The following is a 14769-nucleotide window of genomic DNA, read 5'->3' on the forward strand; positions in this document are numbered from 1 at the left end:
CATGACCGACTACCTCATCTACCTAAATAAAAGGCTGGTCACCACGATCAGCCTTTCTTGTTTTCCCCGCTGCAACGGGACGGCAGTTGCCACCCGGCACGCCCGGCAGCTTTTCCGCAGTAACAACGTCCGCGCCGTTCTTGTGCGGTAACACCACGGAGCAACATGATGAACACTATTCTGTTCTATGACACGGAAACTACCGGCTTGCCTGATTGGAAAGCGCCGTCCGAAAGCGAAACTCAGCCGCACCTGGTTCAGCTGGCCGCCATTCTAGCCAATGCGGATACCCGACAAGTGATATCCGCCTTGGACCTGATCATTCAGCCAAACGGCTGGGAGATACCCGACGAAGTATCCGAGATTCACGGCATCACCACTGATATGGCAAACAAAGTGGGTGTCAACGAAGCAGATGCGCTTGCCGTCTTTATGAAAATGACTGGTGGTAAACGTGTCGCGCACAACAAGACGTTCGATCAGCGCATCATTCGCATTGGCCTGAAGCGTTACGGGTATTCAGATCATTCGATTGATCAGTGGGCCGAGAAGGACAATCACGACTGCACCATGCTGATGGCCAAGCCCATCATGCAGATGGGTCCAAAAGGCCGCTACGGATACAAGTCACCAAAGCTGTCTGAGGCATATCTGCACTTCACTGGAAAAGAGCTGCAGAACGCCCACTCCGCAATGGCCGATGCTCAGGCCTGTATGGAGATCTATTGGGCCATGCAGGACCTGGCACAGCAAGCCGCTTAACCCCTTCCCGCCCTGCACTGCTGGGCATTACCTACCCGATTAAAAACCAACAGGAGAAGCCAATGGCTACCAACCTGCATAATCTGCTGCCCGACCTGGATGGCGGTGTCTTTGAACAGAAAATTTCCACCATGCTGTCTGAAGTTGCACACGGCGTGGTCACTCATGGCCGCCAGGGCAAGGTCACAATTGAATTTGACCTGCAGCAGATCGGTGAAACCCAGCAGGTGAACTGCAAGCACAAGCTGAAGTTCGTCAAACCCACCAAGCGCGGCAAGGCCACCGAGGAGGACGAAACCGTAACGCCGCTTCATGTTGCCAATAACGGCGACCTGTCCCTGTTCCACCCGGATCAAATGGATTTCGGGTTCAAGCACCGCAAAGTAACCGACAACCACCATCAGGAGTAACACCGCATGTCACTGACCGCTGAAGCAATTGATCGTATTGGTAGCCTGGCACTGGCTGCAGATAACCCGCTGGCATCCGCAATTGGTGAGCAGGCCGTTGCGCTGCCGGAAAGTATGCGCATTCAGGATCTGGAAAAGTTCATGCCTGTACGCCGCCGCTTCCGGGGCAGCATGGAAACAGAACAGATCGGTGCGTTTTGTGAGTACACCGAAGCCCAGGGTGAGGCTGAAGTATTCATCGACACTGACGGTATGTGTGCGATTGCCTACTTCGATATGGGCACCCGGGATGAGCCTGGGCATTGCGAACACCGTGCGGCTGTAAGCCTGAAACAGACCGCCGCCTACTGCGCTATGAAAAAGATCAACGGCCAGGTGCTGAACCAGCGTGAGCTGGCTGACTGGCTTGAAGATTGGGGTCGGCATGTTCAGTGCTTCGATTCCGAAGGCGAGGATATGCACATCGTTAAAGCGCTCGCCTCTGTGCGCAAGATGACCATCGAAACAGCCCGCAAACTGGAGTCTGAAGAGAAAAACATGGGCCGCCAGTTGTCCGCAATGGAGCGCATCGAAGTCAGCTCCGAAGGCAAGACGCTGGGCGGTTTCTACTTCACCTGCACCCCGCACAACGGGTTTCAGGAACGCACCTTCCGCCTGCCGCTGAGCGCCCTGACTGGTGGCGATAACATCCGTCTGAAGCTGCGTGTTCAGGAACTGGAGGCGATTCAGGAGGAGATCGCAGAGGAGTTCCGCATAAAGGTAGAGGGACACCTGACCGGTGAAGGTTTCAACGTCTGGATGGGTGCATTCAAGGCCTGATCAACATTGGCGGTACCGACCGGTGCCGCCTTGCTTACCCCGCAAGGACATACCCCATGAAAACTACCGTAATGAAACCGGTCGAGCTGGATATCCGCTCGATCATTCTGGACCTGCCTGTCCGCTACGACGAAGACGATATGCCGATGGATTTTCCGCACCGTGATGGCGACCGCTGGCGTATTGAGGTTCTGATTGACTCAGGCGAAATCCTCAACTGGCCGGAAGGTGTAGAGTATGACCTTTACATGAAGGTCGTAGATGGCGGCACCTATACCCTGAACGATGCGAATGGCGAAGAAGTCGGCGCCATTTATGAGAACTACGTGCCGCATGGTGTTGTTCCTGGTGAATACGGCGATTACGTCGACCTGAAGATCGGCGGTGATGGTGTGATCAAAAACTGGCCGAGCGAACCATCAGTTGAACAGTTCTTCTCTGTGCCTGATGACGATTAATGCCCTGCCCCGCCTGCATTGACGGCATCTGCAGCAGCAGGTGCCTCACTTCAAATCGAACGGAGATCCATACCAATGAACGAACAACAGCAAGAAGCCGAGATCCAAGCCAAGAACCTGAACGCGCCTCGCCTGACGCCTTCTGCAATCGACTCAGTGATAGCCAGTGAACACTACTTCACGGCTGCAGACGGGCGCACAGGTGCGCTCAGTAACGATACCTATGTCGGGCATGAAAAACCGCAGCCTGATGATACTGATCTTCAGCCGCTGCGCCTGCTGACCTTCTGCGTCCTGGTGCTGGAGAACGGCTTTACCGTTACCGGCGAGTCTGCCTGTGCCAGCCCTGAAAACTTCGATGCAGAGATTGGCCGCAAGATCGCCTATGAGAATGCGCGGCAAAAAATCTGGCCGCTTGAGGGCTACCTGCTGAAGCAGGCGCTGCATACCGCCAAGTAACCACCAAGCCCCGCCAGCCGGGGCTTTTCTTTGCAAGGAATACCGATGATCTACTTCAAGAAACTGCATGAGAACGCGCAGTTGCCCACCCGTGGCAGCGAACACGCCGCTGGTCTGGATCTGTTCGCCGTTGAGCGGATGGATATCTGGCCTGGAGCTCAGGTAATGATCCCTACCGGCCTTGCCGTTGCCATTCCTGCTGATCACTACGGCCGCATTGCGCCCCGCTCCGGCCTTGCCGCCAAGTACGGCATACAGGTTCACGCCGGGGTTGTGGATAGTGATTACCGCGGAGAGATGCGCGTTTGCCTGATCAATCACGGTGACAAGATGGTGGAGATCAAGCCGGGTGATCGCATCGCCCAGCTGATCATCGAGAAGTGCCTGATCGTGCCTGCAGTATGGGCCGATGATCTGGACGGAACAGAACGCGGTACTGGGGCGTTCGGCAGTACAGGAATTTAACCATGAACGTGAACGCCGTACTGCATGACGTGAAGGAGACAGACAAATCCTTGAAGGCGATTGCCGCCGAGCACGGCTTAAAGAGCGGCCTTCACGTCACCAACCTGTGCCTTGAGCACGGCATACCAAAGGCAGAAATGAAAGCACGCGCCGACCGGATGCGCCGGCTGAATGCCAGCAGGCCAAGGCCAAATGGACGCGGACCCAAGAAGCAACGTGATCAGTTTCACAGGCCAGAGCCAACAGAGTTCATCCGAGAGTCCATGACTGGTGACGGTTTCTCACTCTACTGGCTCGGGAGGGAATGGGCGTGATCATACCGGATAACGGACGCTACAGAGCGAACAAGTACAAGCAGGCGGAATACCCGCTACCGCCTGAAGTGATTGACGATATTGAAAACTCGCTGCTGACCTTTCGTGAAATCTGCCTCAAGCACGGGTACGGCCAGAAGTCCCTCGCCAGCGTGCTGCGTGATCACTACGAATACGATCTGCCGAAGCGCGCAGCTGACATTGCAAAGCGCAGACGCGAGAAAGGCCACAAAGAGCGGCGCGAAGCAATCAAGGCCGCCAATCGTGATGCCGTATTGCATGCGCTGGACCACACCACCCTGTCCACTGCAGAGATCGCCAAAGAGCTGAAGATTCCACTGAAAGCCCTGTACGACATTCTCGGTGACCTGAATTACGACACCGAGGCGCGAGGTCAGCGGATCAGGATTCAGCGCGCAGGTATGGAACGAAAGCCCGACCCGATGGATGCACCCATGTGTTCAATCAGCCGGGAGTGGCTCGGTAAACCTTGGAGAACAGCACAATGACGCCTGAGCAAGTAAAGAAAGCCGCTCGCCTTATAGAAGAGCTTGAGTTCCTGGAGCAGGTAACCGTGAACATAGGGCGTGAGGACTTGATGGCAATCGTCCTGAGCTTTCGCAGCAACAAGGATATGCCGATCACAGAGCCCGTAATGAAGATCATCCGAAGCGGTATCGAGCAGGCATTATCCGAAGAGATAGCAAAATGCCGGCAACAGCTCGCCAAGCATTACAACGTGAGGACAGCGGCATGAACGCAATTAACACCCACTTCACCACTCAATACGGCTTGGCACTGAACGAGTATGACGACCATATCAATGTCGACCTTTTCGCCGGTGGCGGCGGTGCCAGTACAGGTCTTGAAATGGGGCTTGAGCGTCCGGTACATATCGCCATCAACCACAACCCGGCAGCAATCAGCATGCACGAGGCAAACCACCCGGGTTGCCTACACCTGCAGACTGACGTATGGGATGTAGACCCTGTTGAGGTTCTCGCCGGTCGGCGTATTGGCTGGTTCCACGCCAGCCCAGATTGCACCCACCACAGCCAGGCTGCAGGCGGTCAGCCGCGCAAGGCGGAGATCCGCAACCTCTCATGGGTGGTAACCAAGTGGGCAGGCAAAACAAAACCGCTAATCCTCAGCTTGGAGAACGTGAAGCAGATCCGCCAATGGGGACCGCTGATTGCCAAGCGCTGCAAAAAGACCGGCCGCGTCATGAAACTGGATGGCACTGTTGCTGAGCGTGGCGAGCGGGTTCCGCGTAACGAGCAGTTTCTGGTACCCGACCCAAAGCGCCGCGGCAAAACATGGCGCCGTTTTTTGCAGGCTCTGCAGGGGCTTGGCTATGAAGTCGAACACCAGTTGCTGAAAGCCTGCGACTTCGGTGCACCGACCAGCCGTGAACGCCTGTTCCTGATTGCCCGATGCGATGGTGAACCTATTGTGTGGCCGAAGCCGACTCATGCAGCGAAACCAGCCAAGGGCCAAAAGCCATACCGTACTGCCGCCGAATGCATTGATTGGAGCGTTCCAGGTAAAAGCATCTTCAACCGCCCTCGCCCACTGGCTGACGCAACCATGCGCCGTATTGCAAAGGGCGTGAAGCGTGAAGTGCTGGATCGGGCCGAGCCGTTTATTGTGCCGATCGCTAACTGGAGCTCAGAAACAGTGCAGCCAATCGATCAGCCTCTGAATACGATCACCGCCTGGCCGCGCGGGGGATCATTTGCAATAGCCAGCCCCGTCATGGTCAATGCTGCGCATGGCGAAGGCAAGCCGGGTGGCGTGAAGCGCTGGGGCAAAGGATCGCGACCAGCTACTGAGCCGCTACCAACGGTAACAGCCAGCGGAAGTGGCGGCCATGCTGTCGCAACAGCCTTCATGGTCCAAGCCAACGGCGGGTTCAACACCACGCACAGCAAGCCGCTGGATGCGCCGACCACCACAATCACGAACACTGGCAGTCAGCAGCAGCTGGTAACCGCCAACCTGATGCATCTGCGCGGCAACTGCGATGCGCGATCAGTTGATGCTCCGCTGCACACGATCAGCGCCGGTGGTCAGCATCATGGCCTGGTCACTGCATTCCTCAGCCGCCAGTTCGGCGCAAGCGTTGGTCAGCCTGCAGATGCACCCGCCCCAACCATTACGGCCGGTGGCATGGGTAAAACCTCACTTGTTGAGCTGCAGCTGTCACCCGAAATTGAAGAAGGAGCCCTGCGCTGCGCAGCGTTCCTGATCAACTACTACGGCAACGGCGATGCACGCACGCTGGGTGCTCCGGCAGACACGCTGACCACTCGTGACCGACTGGCACTGGTCACCGTCTGGATCAGTGGTGATCCATACGTGATCGTTGATATCCACCTGCGCATGTTGCAGCCGCATGAGCTGTATGCCGCTCAGGGCTTTCCGGACAACTACATCATCGACCGTGGCCACGATGGCCGGAAGCTCACCAAGAGCGAACAGGTCCACATGTGCGGCAACTCAGTGAGCCCGCCGCCAATGGCTGCAATTGCCCGGGTAAATAATCCATATCGAATAGAGCAGCGCCAGCCAGTAGCTGCTTGAGGAGAGCGAAATGAAAACCGATAACCGTGAAGCCGTCATGCTGCTGGCCCTTGATGCGCTGGTGTTTGCCGACCAGGTCAGCCCCGATTGGCCAGAGGAAAAGCAACTGCGCCACCTGCGTGAACAGATAGCGCTGGCCCGAAAGCACCTGGAGTCTGATCCAGCTGAGGCGATGAAGCAGGTGCAGACTGAGTTGGGGCGCCTGACGGATACCAACAAACAATTCGGAAAGATCATTCACAACCAGGTTGTCGCAAATCAAGCGGCATGGATCGAGTGGCAACGCGGCAAAGGCGCTGAGGCTGCAATGGCATGGGTGCATAACGGTTTGTGGGGCCCCGGCCAAATTCCCGACGAGAGCGAACCTTGGGCCAACGATCCGCAAGCCTATTACGACGCCAACAACGCAGACCCATTCCCTGCCTGCCACTGCGGTCGCCCATCGAATCAACTCTGGATGGGGCATGGTGCGTGCTGCCATGAGCACATGAAAGAAATCCAGCAGAAGGAGCAAGCCAAGGAGGTGCAGTCGTGACCACCGTCATCATCAAGACCTCTGAGCTTGAAGGCAAGGCGCTCGACTGGGCAACAGGCCTTGCCGCCGGCTTCAAAATGTCCTGGAACAAAATAACAGGCCAACCTACTGCCGAAAAGAACATGCAGTTATGGACTCACTGGGAGCCGTCAATTTCATGGAACCAGTGCGGACCGCTGATTGATGAATACGAAATATCAATCATCGTCTGCGATGACAGGATCTGCAGGTACTGGGCACGAGGTTACAGCTGGGACCCAGGGGCGTTTGGCGATACACCCAAGATAGCGGCCTGTCGCGCCATCGTAGCCGCAAAACTGGGCGCCGAAGTGGAAGTGCCGGTGGTTATTGTTGAAGGGGTTAAGCCGTGAGCCTACTCAGCAAGATTACGGGCCGACAGCACCACTACTTCGTTAGGTTTCGGTATTACCCGGAGCAGGGCAACGGGAGCCTTTACGCAGACCGTCGGCTTGTTATCTGGACCCCTGATCAGGTCGAGATCACAAATCAGCGAGGCCTCAAGAAAGCATGTTGGAGCATCGATAACATCCCGCGCCACTTGCGAAAAAACGGCACTCTGCTGATTGAACAGATTGATTATCTCGGCTGGTTCAAGCCGAAGAAGGTGAGCAAATGAAAGCATGGTTGAAACAGCAGGCAGTGGAATGGATTGAGGCATTCTGGAAAGCCTTCTGCATTGCAGTAACCATCGGCGCTGCCGGTTTCATGCTGGCCTATGGTGCAACCAAAGGGTATCAAGCAGCAGTCGAGAACGTTTCTGTCGTCGATGAGAACGGGTGCGAGCTGGCTTTCTACGTACCGCTGACTGGCATCACATATGGAGAAGGCTGTGATGAAACGGAGTAACGCAGAGATCGACAAAATCGCCCTGTTCATCGAAACCGCCGGCCAAGCCTACGCCGTCACCCTGCCGCATGATCGATTGATGATACTGGTTCAGATGGCATCAGGCCTGTCCGATTCCGGGGCCCTGCCGGTGCAGAAGCTGCCGGAAGGGTTTGAGTTTACGACGATTGGGGAGGTGCAGAGTGAGCATTCAAAAACTGGTAGCTGATCACGCCTACTGGGCTGATGAGATTCGGCGGTTGAAGAAAGCCGGTGAGGATGAGGCGGCTCAATGCGTACACCTGAAGGCCGGCACCGCGCCCGAAGAGATCCCCATGACCTTTGGCACCAACTGCATCCAACGCGCATGGGATGAGCTTCAGAAGGAGCGGACAGCGGACCCGCTTGAGCGCTGGGAGTACGATGAGATCTTCGAAGACATGGAGCCTGAGCCCTGCGAACACTGCCGCAAGGTGCGCGAACTGAGGCGCGAACGCATGAGGGCAAGCAAGCGCCTGGGCGCAGTGAGAGCAGCGATTACACGGGTGGGTAGACGATTGAAGCAAGAGGAAGCAGTCGTATGAAAACCAGAACAGTTTATGTGGCTTATACGAACACTGATAGAACCGAGGGGCGCGGTCAAAATATCCCGTATGCCATTTGTGAAGCTGAAGCTACAGCAAGACGGCTTGCCAAAGGCTGTTATGTGCAAGGGAGCGATGGCCCTGTAAAGCCGGTCGACCTGATCATGGTTGATGGTAAATGGTACGCGCCTACCAGCCTGATACAGATCAACGGACTCAGCAAAGAGGATCGTGAGGAGCAAAGGCGACTGGAAGTGGAGCGCAGCGCAAAGGTAAGAGCAGAGAAGGCTATTCAAAAAGCGAAGGCTGCCGGTCTTACCGATGAAGATATTGATGCGCTTAAAGGATTGATAGCCCAATGAAAAAATCCAAGCTCGCCCTGGCCGTCGCCGGGGCCATGACGGCACCGATGTTCGCCCAAGCCGATGCGGTGCTCTACGGTCCCGGGCTGATCACTATTGATGACCCGGACATGCGCAACATAGAACGCCAGCTGCACTGGGAACAGATTGAATCAATCACTCAGACACATGAGCCGCAGCCAGTGCCCTCAACCTACTGGGACTGGCGAGCGGTAAGCAGACAGATTAATCGGAGGCGCAAGTGAGTACGGATTACCTTCACCGTCAGCTTATCAAGCTTGGCGACATGATGGGTGACGGGCTTCACCATGAGCCGGACGGTAAGTGGATCGAGAAGGAGTATCGCCGCACAGCTCAGGCACTCGGTCTGATTAAGAAGCTGGACCGATCACAGCGAATCGCTGCCATCAACGAACGCATGGCCCAGCGAGTTGAAGAAGTGAAATGCAGTAAGTGCCAGGGCGAGCTAAAGCAAACTCGTTCCGGTGCAAAGCGCGCCAAATGCACGGGTTGCGGCAACCTGTGGCAGCTTCTGAAGTGACCAAACTACTCGCCTTTCTGGCAGCAACAATTTTGGCCGCAGCCTGATGATGATCAGGGCGGCAGTGGAAGATGAGGACAAAAAGTGATGAATACTGCAACAGCAAAAAAACTGGACGATGACGTACTGCTGACAACCAAAGAAGCGGCCGCAATGCTGCAAATGTCGGTAAGCACACTGCAATCATGGCGCCTTTCCGGAAAGCACGGCGACAGCCTTCCCTATATCAAGGTTGGTCGAAGTGTGCGATACCGGAAATCTGCGCTTGATAACTTCCTTGAAGTATCTGCTCGCACGCACACCTGACCCTCTCCGCGTTAATCCCCCTTCAACCGTGCCAGCAGCGCGGCTTTCTCTTCTACACTCAGCTTATCCAATAACGCGCCAATGGGATCTGCTTGCTCAGCAGGTTCAGGCGTACCGGCCGCCGCTCGATTGATTGCAGCGACAGCGGCCTGGATACCCGCTCGAGTGCTTTCCGCATTGATATGGGCGTAAGTGCTTGCTGTAAGGTTGATATCCTGATGCGCAAGCGTCTGTGATATCTGCTGCAGGCCTACGCCCTCCGCCGCCTGCCAACTCGCAAGGGTTCGGCGCAGGTCATGAATGGTTAGCCGCTCCTGACCCTCCTCGTTATGATCCAGCCCCGCACGCTTTACAATCCTGCTCCAGTAGTAATAGTTATTCAGAGGCACGTGAGGCCCGTTTTTCCACGGAAAAACATACCTCCCTTCTACCTCTCGCCGGCGCCGCTGCAGAATTTCAACCACTTGTGGTATCAGTGGAACGGTATGTGCCTTTTTGCCTTTCATTTTTCGCCCTGGGATCGTCCAGGTGCAGCGCTGTAAATTCAGCTCAACCCACTCCATGGTATAAACCACACCCTTTCGCTGGCCGGTATAAAGAATCACACGCACCAAGTCCTGATACAGCTGCTGCTCTTCCTCAATGGCAGCAAACAGCCTTGCGGATTCACCTGGCTGCAAGAATCGATCGCGCTTTCTGATCTGTCTCAGCTTGACGCTGGATGTGGGGTTTTGAAACTTGATGCGGTGCTTCTTGCTCGCGTGCTTGTAGGCACTACTGATCACCACGCGTATGTGGTTGTGAAGTGTAGCGGCAGGTCGCTTTTCCTTTATGAACTCCTGCAGTATCTCATCGGTGATTTCTATCAACGACAGTTTGCCGATACTCTTCTGCAGGTGGTTTTCATAAATGTCGGTATAGGTTTCAAGGGTTCGCGGCCTACGCTCGCCATCTTCAACCATCTGCTGAAAATCAGCCAGCCAGTCGCTTATAGCCTGATTGAGCGTCAGTGCGTCCTGCTGCTTCTTCTTTGCTTCTTCTTTCTGGGCGGCTTCAGGATCTATACCTGCGTTAAAGCTCGCGGCCATCTCAGTGGCCTTCGCTCTCGCCTGATCAATCGTCCATTGCGGGAAAGGCCCGATTTTTCGCTCCACGACACCGCGGTGCTTGTGTCGAGCACGATAGTAGAAGGTCTTTGATCCGGTGGGAGTAACCCGAATAGAAAGAGACGGATTGTTGATATCGGTATATCGGGTACGCACCTCAACCGACAGCCCTTCAATCCATCCTTTGGTGAACTTGTGCCGCATATTATCCTCTGCCCCACAGCTGGCCCACACATGGCCCACATTTTTTGTGGACCTTGATGCATCTCAGTGCATCTTGATGGTGGTCAGTATGGCATGAAAAGGCAGGATAAATAAGCATTTATGGCCTTCCGTGGCACTTGGTGTGTCTTGATGGTACAAGATCACGCCTGATTAACCTTTAGATTTAACCTCATAGGCAAGGTCGCCACGGACGCCGTCCTGTTGACTCTCCTGCTCTTCATCACACTTGTTGGGATCACCGCCACAAATGTCACATACGGTATCCATGCCAACGGCACTCATGCCACCACAGGAGCCGGAAATTGGCTTGCGCCCCATCAATACTCCCACAGACATGGCCGTGATGATCAACAGCAGCGCAGCGAAGGTCAGAATCATGGTTTCCATTGCATACCTCCGAGCATTATCAGTTCAGATAGGCTTCAAACTCAGGTGTGGCACGGGTAATAAACCCCTCATCACCCTTGCTGATAAAGAATGCCTTCACATTATGTTCGATTGCAAAATTGTACCCCTGTTCCTCCCCCATCACCATGAGTGCAGTGGCAAGGGCATCGGCTTCGGCGCAGGTGGGCCTGATCACCGTCACCGAAGCCAGGCGGTGAGTGATCGGACGAGCCGTTCGGGGATCGATGGTGTGGGAGTAACGCACACCGTCTTCTTCAAAGTAGTTACGATAATCGCCCGACGTTGCAACCGCATCACGGTCAAGGCTTATAATTGTCTGAGCGATACGTTCAGCACCGGCCACCGGCGCCTCTATGGCAAGCTTCCAGGCGGAAGCGTCCGGTTTCAGCCCCTGCGCCCGCAGCTCCCCCCCGATCTCAACCAGGTAGCGATCAATTCCCTTTTGCTCCAGCAATTGCGCCAGCGCATCTACACCGTAGCCCTTGGCGATGGCCGAAAGGTCAATGTATTGCTCGCCATGGCGCTGAACCTTCAGGGTTGAAGGTATCAGCTCGACAAAACGGTATCCTATTCGCTCACGCAGGTGTTCAATCTGCTCATCCGTCGGTGCATGCATTATTCTGCCATCAGGACCAAACCCCCAGAGGTTCACCAGCGGCCCAACAGTCACATCAAATGCGCCATCGGTCCACTCGCTGACCCGCTGCGCTTCCTGCAGCACAAACATCAACTCGGCAGGAACGGTCTGCACATGACCTGGCTCTGCACGGTTGAGCCTCGAAAGCTCCGAGTCAGCAATATAGGTCGACATTTGACGGTTGATTTCAGCCAGCAGAGCACCAGCCTCGGCACGAATGGATGCCACGCGTGCATCGCCTTCAGCAACCCATTTCACGCTGAAGCTGGTTCCCATCGTCAAACCGTCAAAGGAAACAATCCGCTCTCGGGGACGGCTGTCACACCCCAGTAGCCCCAAAACAAAAACGGCCAGCAGCGAAGCTGCCAGCCATTTTGTCAGACGTATCTGATTAGCCATCAATATCAGCCACCAAAGTCATCCAGCAGGATATTTTCAGGCTCGACACCCATATCTTCCAGCATCTTGATCACGGACGCGTTCATCATGGGTGGTCCGCACATGTAGTACTCACAGTCTTCAGGTGCTTCATGCTCCTTCAGGTAGTGCTCATACAAGACGTTATGGATAAAGCCTGTGTAACCGGTCCAGTTGTCTTCCGGCAAGGGATCAGACAACGCCAGATGCCAGGTAAAGTTCTCGTTCTCTTCTGCCAGCTTGTCGAACTCTTCAACATAGAAGGCCTCGCGCACGGAGCGAGCACCGTACCAGAAGGAGATCTTGCGTGTGGATTTCAGACGCTTCAGCTGGTCAAAAATGTGTGAACGCATGGGGGCCATACCGGCGCCACCACCAATGAACACCATTTCGTTGTCGGTTTCCTTGGCAAAAAACTCACCGAAGGGTCCGTATACAGTGATGGTGTCTCCCGGCTTGAGGCTGAACACGTAGGACGACATCTGCCCCGGCGGAATACCCTGACTGCCCGGAGGCGGCGAGGCGATACGGATGTTGAACTTCACCAGACCGCGTTCTTCCGGGTAGTTCGCCATTGAATAGGCACGGATAACCGGCTCATCAACCTTGGACACGAACTGCCACATGTCGAACTTGTCCCAGTCACCGCGGAACTCTTCCTGGATATCGAAATCCTTGTAATGCACTTCGTGCGGCGGCGCTTCCAGCTGTACGTAACCACCTGCGCGGAAGTCGACACTTTCACCTTCAGGAAGACGCAGAGTCAGCTCCTTGATGAAAGTCGCCACGTTGGGATTCGACTCAACGGTACATTCCCACTTCTTCACGCCGAAGACATCGTCTTCTACGTGGATCTTCATATCCTGCTTAACCGCTACCTGGCAGGACAGGCGCCAGCCTTCCTTGCCTTCACGCAGGGTGAAATGGGACTCTTCGGTCGGCAGCATGGAGCCGCCGCCATCCAGCACCTGACATTTGCACTGCGCGCAGGTACCACCGCCACCGCAGGCAGAAGCAAGGAAGATCCCCTTGTCAGCCAGGGTTTGAAGCAGCTTGCCACCTGCAGGAACAGTGATGGCTTTTTCCGGATCGTCGTTGATCTCGATGGTCACATTGCCGGAGCTGACCATCTTGGCTCGTGCAGCGAGGATCACGGCAACCAGTGCAAGCACCACTGCCGTGAACATCACTACACCGAGAATGATGACTTCTGTATTCATCGGTTCATCCTATCCTTTTCGCTATTCATGCCAACCGGTTACAGCTGTACGCCGGAGAAGGACATGAAGCCGAGAGACATCAGACCCACGGTGATGAAGGTGATACCCAGACCACGCAGACCGTGCGGCACATCGCTGTACTTCAGCTTTTCGCGGATACCGGCCAGCGCGGCAATAGCCAGTGCCCAGCCGATACCCGCGCCAGCGCCGTATACAACACTCTCACCGAAGGTGTAATCACGTTCTACCATGAACAGAGCGGCACCCATGATGGCGCAGTTCACGGTAATCAGTGGCAGGAATACACCCAGCGCGTTATAGAGAGCGGGTACAAACTTGTCCAGGAACATCTCCAGAATCTGTACCATCGCCGCAATAACGCCGATGTAGGAGATGAAACCCAGGAAGCTCAGATCCACTTCAGGGTAGCCCGCCCAAGCCAGCGCACCTTCACGCAGCAGGTTGTTGTAGATCAGGTTGTTGACCGGCACCGTGATGACCAGCACCACAACTACGGCAATACCCAGACCGATGGCCGTCTGTACCTTCTTGGAAATGGCAAGGAACGTACACATCCCCAGGAAGAAGGCCAGCGCCATGTTTTCAACGAAAATCGCCTTAACAGCAAGGCTGATCAGCTGTTCCATGATTTACGCAGCCTCCTTCTTGGTATTGGGAGCCATCTCGAAGTCTGGCTTTTCAACCTGTGCCGGATCGCGAGTACGGATAATCCAGATAAAAATACCGATCAGGAAGAAGGCACTCGGAGGCAGCAGCATCAAACCGTTACCCATGTACCAGCCGCCATTGTTGACCAGCGTGAAAATTTCTACCCCAAACAGAGAGCCGGAACCGAACAGCTCGCGGAAGAACGCCACGAACAACAACACGACACCATAACCAACACCGTTACCGATACCGTCAATAAAGCTCGGCACAGGCGGATTTTTCATGGCGAAGGCTTCGGCACGCCCCATTACGATACAGTTGGTGATGATCAGGCCCACAAACACCGACAGCTGCTTGGATATCTCATAGGCAAACGCCTTGAGCACCTGGTCAACCACGATTACCAGGGAGGCAATAATGGTCATCTGCACAATGATTCGGATATTGCCCGGAATGTGGTTTCGGATCAGCGACACGAACAGGTTGGCAAACGCCGTAACTGCAATAACAGCCAGCGTCATTACCGTCGCGGTCGCCATGTTGGAGGTAACGGCCAGAGCAGAACAGACACCCAGAATCTGCAAAGCGATCGGGTTGTTCTTGAAGATTGGCGTTACCAGAACGTCTTTAGTCTTGGACATGG

The 14769-nt window shown here is 55.2% G+C and carries 26 protein-coding genes; 20 read left to right on the top strand and 6 right to left on the bottom strand.

Annotation, left to right across the window (positions count from 1 at the left end; all coding sequences use genetic code 11):
- The first annotated feature begins 1 nt into the window (after position 1).
- From ABIE60_RS04145 to ABIE60_RS04240, 20 genes are all read left to right on the top strand, one after another.
- The gene (locus ABIE60_RS04145; protein ID WP_354467986.1) at positions 2–151 is read left to right on the top strand and encodes a hypothetical protein; all 150 of its coding nucleotides are present in this window, start codon (positions 2–4) and stop codon (positions 149–151) included.
- A gap of 17 nt (positions 152–168) precedes the next feature.
- Positions 169–762: a 3'-5' exonuclease gene (locus ABIE60_RS04150; RefSeq protein ID WP_354467987.1), complete on the top strand. Its 594-nt coding sequence runs from the start codon at positions 169–171 to the stop codon at positions 760–762.
- Between the two features lie 62 nt (positions 763–824).
- A complete protein-coding gene (locus ABIE60_RS04155; RefSeq protein WP_354467989.1) occupies positions 825–1172 on the top strand; it encodes a YfdP family phage-associated protein in 348 nt (115 codons plus the stop codon).
- Between the two features lie 6 nt (positions 1173–1178).
- Positions 1179–1991 (top strand): DUF2303 family protein, encoded by an 813-nt coding sequence (locus ABIE60_RS04160; protein WP_354467990.1) that lies wholly within the window; start codon positions 1179–1181, stop codon positions 1989–1991.
- A 56-nt stretch (positions 1992–2047) separates the two neighbouring features.
- Positions 2048–2449 (top strand): hypothetical protein, encoded by a 402-nt coding sequence (locus ABIE60_RS04165; RefSeq protein WP_354467992.1) that lies wholly within the window; start codon positions 2048–2050, stop codon positions 2447–2449.
- Between the two features lie 75 nt (positions 2450–2524).
- Entirely contained in the window at positions 2525–2908 is a 384-nt protein-coding gene (locus ABIE60_RS04170; RefSeq protein WP_354467993.1) for a Gp49 family protein, read from the top strand.
- 45 nt (positions 2909–2953) lie between these two features.
- Positions 2954–3373, top strand: a complete 420-nt coding sequence (gene dut / locus ABIE60_RS04175) for a dUTP diphosphatase (protein ID WP_354467995.1) — start codon at positions 2954–2956, stop codon at positions 3371–3373.
- Positions 3374–3375: 2 nt separating this feature from the next.
- A complete protein-coding gene (locus tag ABIE60_RS04180; protein WP_354467996.1) occupies positions 3376–3687 on the top strand; it encodes a hypothetical protein in 312 nt (103 codons plus the stop codon).
- Positions 3684–4196 carry a hypothetical protein gene (locus ABIE60_RS04185; protein WP_354467997.1) on the top strand — a complete coding sequence of 171 codons (513 nt, stop codon included), beginning with the start codon at positions 3684–3686 and terminating at the stop codon, positions 4194–4196. Before ABIE60_RS04180 ends, ABIE60_RS04185 begins: the two co-directional genes overlap by 4 nt.
- Positions 4193–4444: a hypothetical protein gene (locus ABIE60_RS04190; protein WP_354467999.1), complete on the top strand. Its 252-nt coding sequence runs from the start codon at positions 4193–4195 to the stop codon at positions 4442–4444. Before ABIE60_RS04185 ends, ABIE60_RS04190 begins: the two co-directional genes overlap by 4 nt.
- Complete coding sequence (locus tag ABIE60_RS04195) at positions 4441–6270, top strand: DNA cytosine methyltransferase (protein WP_354468000.1); 1830 nt, start codon at positions 4441–4443, stop codon at positions 6268–6270. The genes ABIE60_RS04190 and ABIE60_RS04195 overlap by 4 nt, the downstream gene beginning before the upstream one ends.
- Before the next feature lie 10 nt (positions 6271–6280).
- A complete protein-coding gene (locus tag ABIE60_RS04200) occupies positions 6281–6805 on the top strand; it encodes a hypothetical protein (protein WP_354468001.1) in 525 nt (174 codons plus the stop codon).
- Positions 6802–7176 carry a phage protein NinX family protein gene (locus tag ABIE60_RS04205; protein ID WP_354468002.1) on the top strand — a complete coding sequence of 125 codons (375 nt, stop codon included), beginning with the start codon at positions 6802–6804 and terminating at the stop codon, positions 7174–7176. Before ABIE60_RS04200 ends, ABIE60_RS04205 begins: the two co-directional genes overlap by 4 nt.
- 262 nt (positions 7177–7438) lie before the next feature.
- Positions 7439–7672 carry a hypothetical protein gene (locus ABIE60_RS04210; protein WP_354468004.1) on the top strand — a complete coding sequence of 78 codons (234 nt, stop codon included), beginning with the start codon at positions 7439–7441 and terminating at the stop codon, positions 7670–7672.
- On the top strand, positions 7659–7880 hold the full coding sequence (locus ABIE60_RS04215; RefSeq protein ID WP_354468005.1) for a hypothetical protein: 222 nt from the start codon (positions 7659–7661) through the stop codon (positions 7878–7880). The genes ABIE60_RS04210 and ABIE60_RS04215 overlap by 14 nt, the downstream gene beginning before the upstream one ends.
- Positions 7855–8235, top strand: a complete 381-nt coding sequence (locus tag ABIE60_RS04220; protein ID WP_354468007.1) for a hypothetical protein — start codon at positions 7855–7857, stop codon at positions 8233–8235. Before ABIE60_RS04215 ends, ABIE60_RS04220 begins: the two co-directional genes overlap by 26 nt.
- Positions 8232–8597, top strand: coding sequence for a hypothetical protein (locus tag ABIE60_RS04225; RefSeq protein WP_354468009.1), 366 nt, complete (start codon positions 8232–8234; stop codon positions 8595–8597). Before ABIE60_RS04220 ends, ABIE60_RS04225 begins: the two co-directional genes overlap by 4 nt.
- A complete protein-coding gene (locus ABIE60_RS04230; protein WP_354468010.1) occupies positions 8594–8842 on the top strand; it encodes a hypothetical protein in 249 nt (82 codons plus the stop codon). The genes ABIE60_RS04225 and ABIE60_RS04230 overlap by 4 nt, the downstream gene beginning before the upstream one ends.
- Positions 8839–9138 (top strand): hypothetical protein, encoded by a 300-nt coding sequence (locus ABIE60_RS04235; protein ID WP_354468012.1) that lies wholly within the window; start codon positions 8839–8841, stop codon positions 9136–9138. Before ABIE60_RS04230 ends, ABIE60_RS04235 begins: the two co-directional genes overlap by 4 nt.
- An 87-nt stretch (positions 9139–9225) precedes the next feature.
- Entirely contained in the window at positions 9226–9444 is a 219-nt protein-coding gene (locus tag ABIE60_RS04240; protein ID WP_354468014.1) for a helix-turn-helix domain-containing protein, read from the top strand.
- Positions 9445–9455: 11 nt separating this feature from the next.
- On the opposite strand, the gene ABIE60_RS04245 is transcribed toward ABIE60_RS04240, so the two are convergent.
- From ABIE60_RS04245 to ABIE60_RS04270, 6 genes are all read right to left on the bottom strand, one after another.
- On the bottom strand, positions 9456–10754 hold the full coding sequence (locus tag ABIE60_RS04245) for a tyrosine-type recombinase/integrase (RefSeq protein WP_354468016.1): 1299 nt from the start codon (positions 10752–10754) through the stop codon (positions 9456–9458).
- A gap of 171 nt (positions 10755–10925) precedes the next feature.
- On the bottom strand, positions 10926–11162 hold the full coding sequence (gene nqrM / locus ABIE60_RS04250; protein WP_354468018.1) for a (Na+)-NQR maturation NqrM: 237 nt from the start codon (positions 11160–11162) through the stop codon (positions 10926–10928).
- 19 nt (positions 11163–11181) lie between these two features.
- The gene (locus ABIE60_RS04255) at positions 11182–12219 is read right to left on the bottom strand and encodes an FAD:protein FMN transferase (protein WP_354468020.1); all 1038 of its coding nucleotides are present in this window, start codon (positions 12217–12219) and stop codon (positions 11182–11184) included.
- Between the two features lie 5 nt (positions 12220–12224).
- Positions 12225–13457 carry an NADH:ubiquinone reductase (Na(+)-transporting) subunit F gene (gene nqrF / locus ABIE60_RS04260; RefSeq protein ID WP_354468021.1) on the bottom strand — a complete coding sequence of 411 codons (1233 nt, stop codon included), beginning with the start codon at positions 13455–13457 and terminating at the stop codon, positions 12225–12227.
- Between the two features lie 38 nt (positions 13458–13495).
- Positions 13496–14104, bottom strand: coding sequence for an NADH:ubiquinone reductase (Na(+)-transporting) subunit E (nqrE, locus tag ABIE60_RS04265; protein ID WP_354468023.1), 609 nt, complete (start codon positions 14102–14104; stop codon positions 13496–13498).
- A gap of 3 nt (positions 14105–14107) precedes the next feature.
- Positions 14108–14767 carry an NADH:ubiquinone reductase (Na(+)-transporting) subunit D gene (locus ABIE60_RS04270; RefSeq protein ID WP_354468024.1) on the bottom strand — a complete coding sequence of 220 codons (660 nt, stop codon included), beginning with the start codon at positions 14765–14767 and terminating at the stop codon, positions 14108–14110.
- Positions 14768–14769 lie beyond the last annotated feature (2 nt).

Source organism: Marinobacterium sp. MBR-109 (assembly GCF_040547565.1).
In the GTDB taxonomy this organism is placed as follows: Bacteria; Pseudomonadota; Gammaproteobacteria; order Pseudomonadales; family Balneatricaceae; genus Marinobacterium.

Excerpts from the sequence above, each read along its gene's own strand:
- ABIE60_RS04145 (WP_354467986.1), top strand. The coding sequence starts at position 2 with ATGACCGACTACCTCATCTACCTAAATAAAAGGCTGGTCACCACGATC.
- ABIE60_RS04150 (WP_354467987.1), top strand. The coding sequence starts at position 169 with ATGAACACTATTCTGTTCTATGACACGGAAACTACCGGCTTGCCTGAT.
- ABIE60_RS04155 (WP_354467989.1), top strand. The coding sequence starts at position 825 with ATGGCTACCAACCTGCATAATCTGCTGCCCGACCTGGATGGCGGTGTC.
- ABIE60_RS04160 (WP_354467990.1), top strand. The coding sequence starts at position 1,179 with ATGTCACTGACCGCTGAAGCAATTGATCGTATTGGTAGCCTGGCACTG.
- ABIE60_RS04165 (WP_354467992.1), top strand. The coding sequence starts at position 2,048 with ATGAAAACTACCGTAATGAAACCGGTCGAGCTGGATATCCGCTCGATC.
- ABIE60_RS04170 (WP_354467993.1), top strand. The coding sequence starts at position 2,525 with ATGAACGAACAACAGCAAGAAGCCGAGATCCAAGCCAAGAACCTGAAC.
- dut (WP_354467995.1), top strand. The coding sequence starts at position 2,954 with ATGATCTACTTCAAGAAACTGCATGAGAACGCGCAGTTGCCCACCCGT.
- ABIE60_RS04180 (WP_354467996.1), top strand. The coding sequence starts at position 3,376 with ATGAACGTGAACGCCGTACTGCATGACGTGAAGGAGACAGACAAATCC.
- ABIE60_RS04190 (WP_354467999.1), top strand. The coding sequence starts at position 4,193 with ATGACGCCTGAGCAAGTAAAGAAAGCCGCTCGCCTTATAGAAGAGCTT.
- ABIE60_RS04195 (WP_354468000.1), top strand. The coding sequence starts at position 4,441 with ATGAACGCAATTAACACCCACTTCACCACTCAATACGGCTTGGCACTG.
- ABIE60_RS04200 (WP_354468001.1), top strand. The coding sequence starts at position 6,281 with ATGAAAACCGATAACCGTGAAGCCGTCATGCTGCTGGCCCTTGATGCG.
- ABIE60_RS04210 (WP_354468004.1), top strand. The coding sequence starts at position 7,439 with ATGAAAGCATGGTTGAAACAGCAGGCAGTGGAATGGATTGAGGCATTC.
- ABIE60_RS04215 (WP_354468005.1), top strand. The coding sequence starts at position 7,659 with ATGAAACGGAGTAACGCAGAGATCGACAAAATCGCCCTGTTCATCGAA.
- ABIE60_RS04225 (WP_354468009.1), top strand. The coding sequence starts at position 8,232 with ATGAAAACCAGAACAGTTTATGTGGCTTATACGAACACTGATAGAACC.
- ABIE60_RS04230 (WP_354468010.1), top strand. The coding sequence starts at position 8,594 with ATGAAAAAATCCAAGCTCGCCCTGGCCGTCGCCGGGGCCATGACGGCA.
- ABIE60_RS04240 (WP_354468014.1), top strand. The coding sequence starts at position 9,226 with ATGAATACTGCAACAGCAAAAAAACTGGACGATGACGTACTGCTGACA.
- ABIE60_RS04245 (WP_354468016.1), bottom strand. The coding sequence starts at position 10,754 with ATGCGGCACAAGTTCACCAAAGGATGGATTGAAGGGCTGTCGGTTGAG.
- nqrM (WP_354468018.1), bottom strand. The coding sequence starts at position 11,162 with ATGGAAACCATGATTCTGACCTTCGCTGCGCTGCTGTTGATCATCACG.
- ABIE60_RS04255 (WP_354468020.1), bottom strand. The coding sequence starts at position 12,219 with ATGGCTAATCAGATACGTCTGACAAAATGGCTGGCAGCTTCGCTGCTG.
- nqrF (WP_354468021.1), bottom strand. The coding sequence starts at position 13,457 with ATGAATACAGAAGTCATCATTCTCGGTGTAGTGATGTTCACGGCAGTG.
- nqrE (WP_354468023.1), bottom strand. The coding sequence starts at position 14,104 with ATGGAACAGCTGATCAGCCTTGCTGTTAAGGCGATTTTCGTTGAAAAC.
- ABIE60_RS04270 (WP_354468024.1), bottom strand. The coding sequence starts at position 14,767 with ATGTCCAAGACTAAAGACGTTCTGGTAACGCCAATCTTCAAGAACAAC.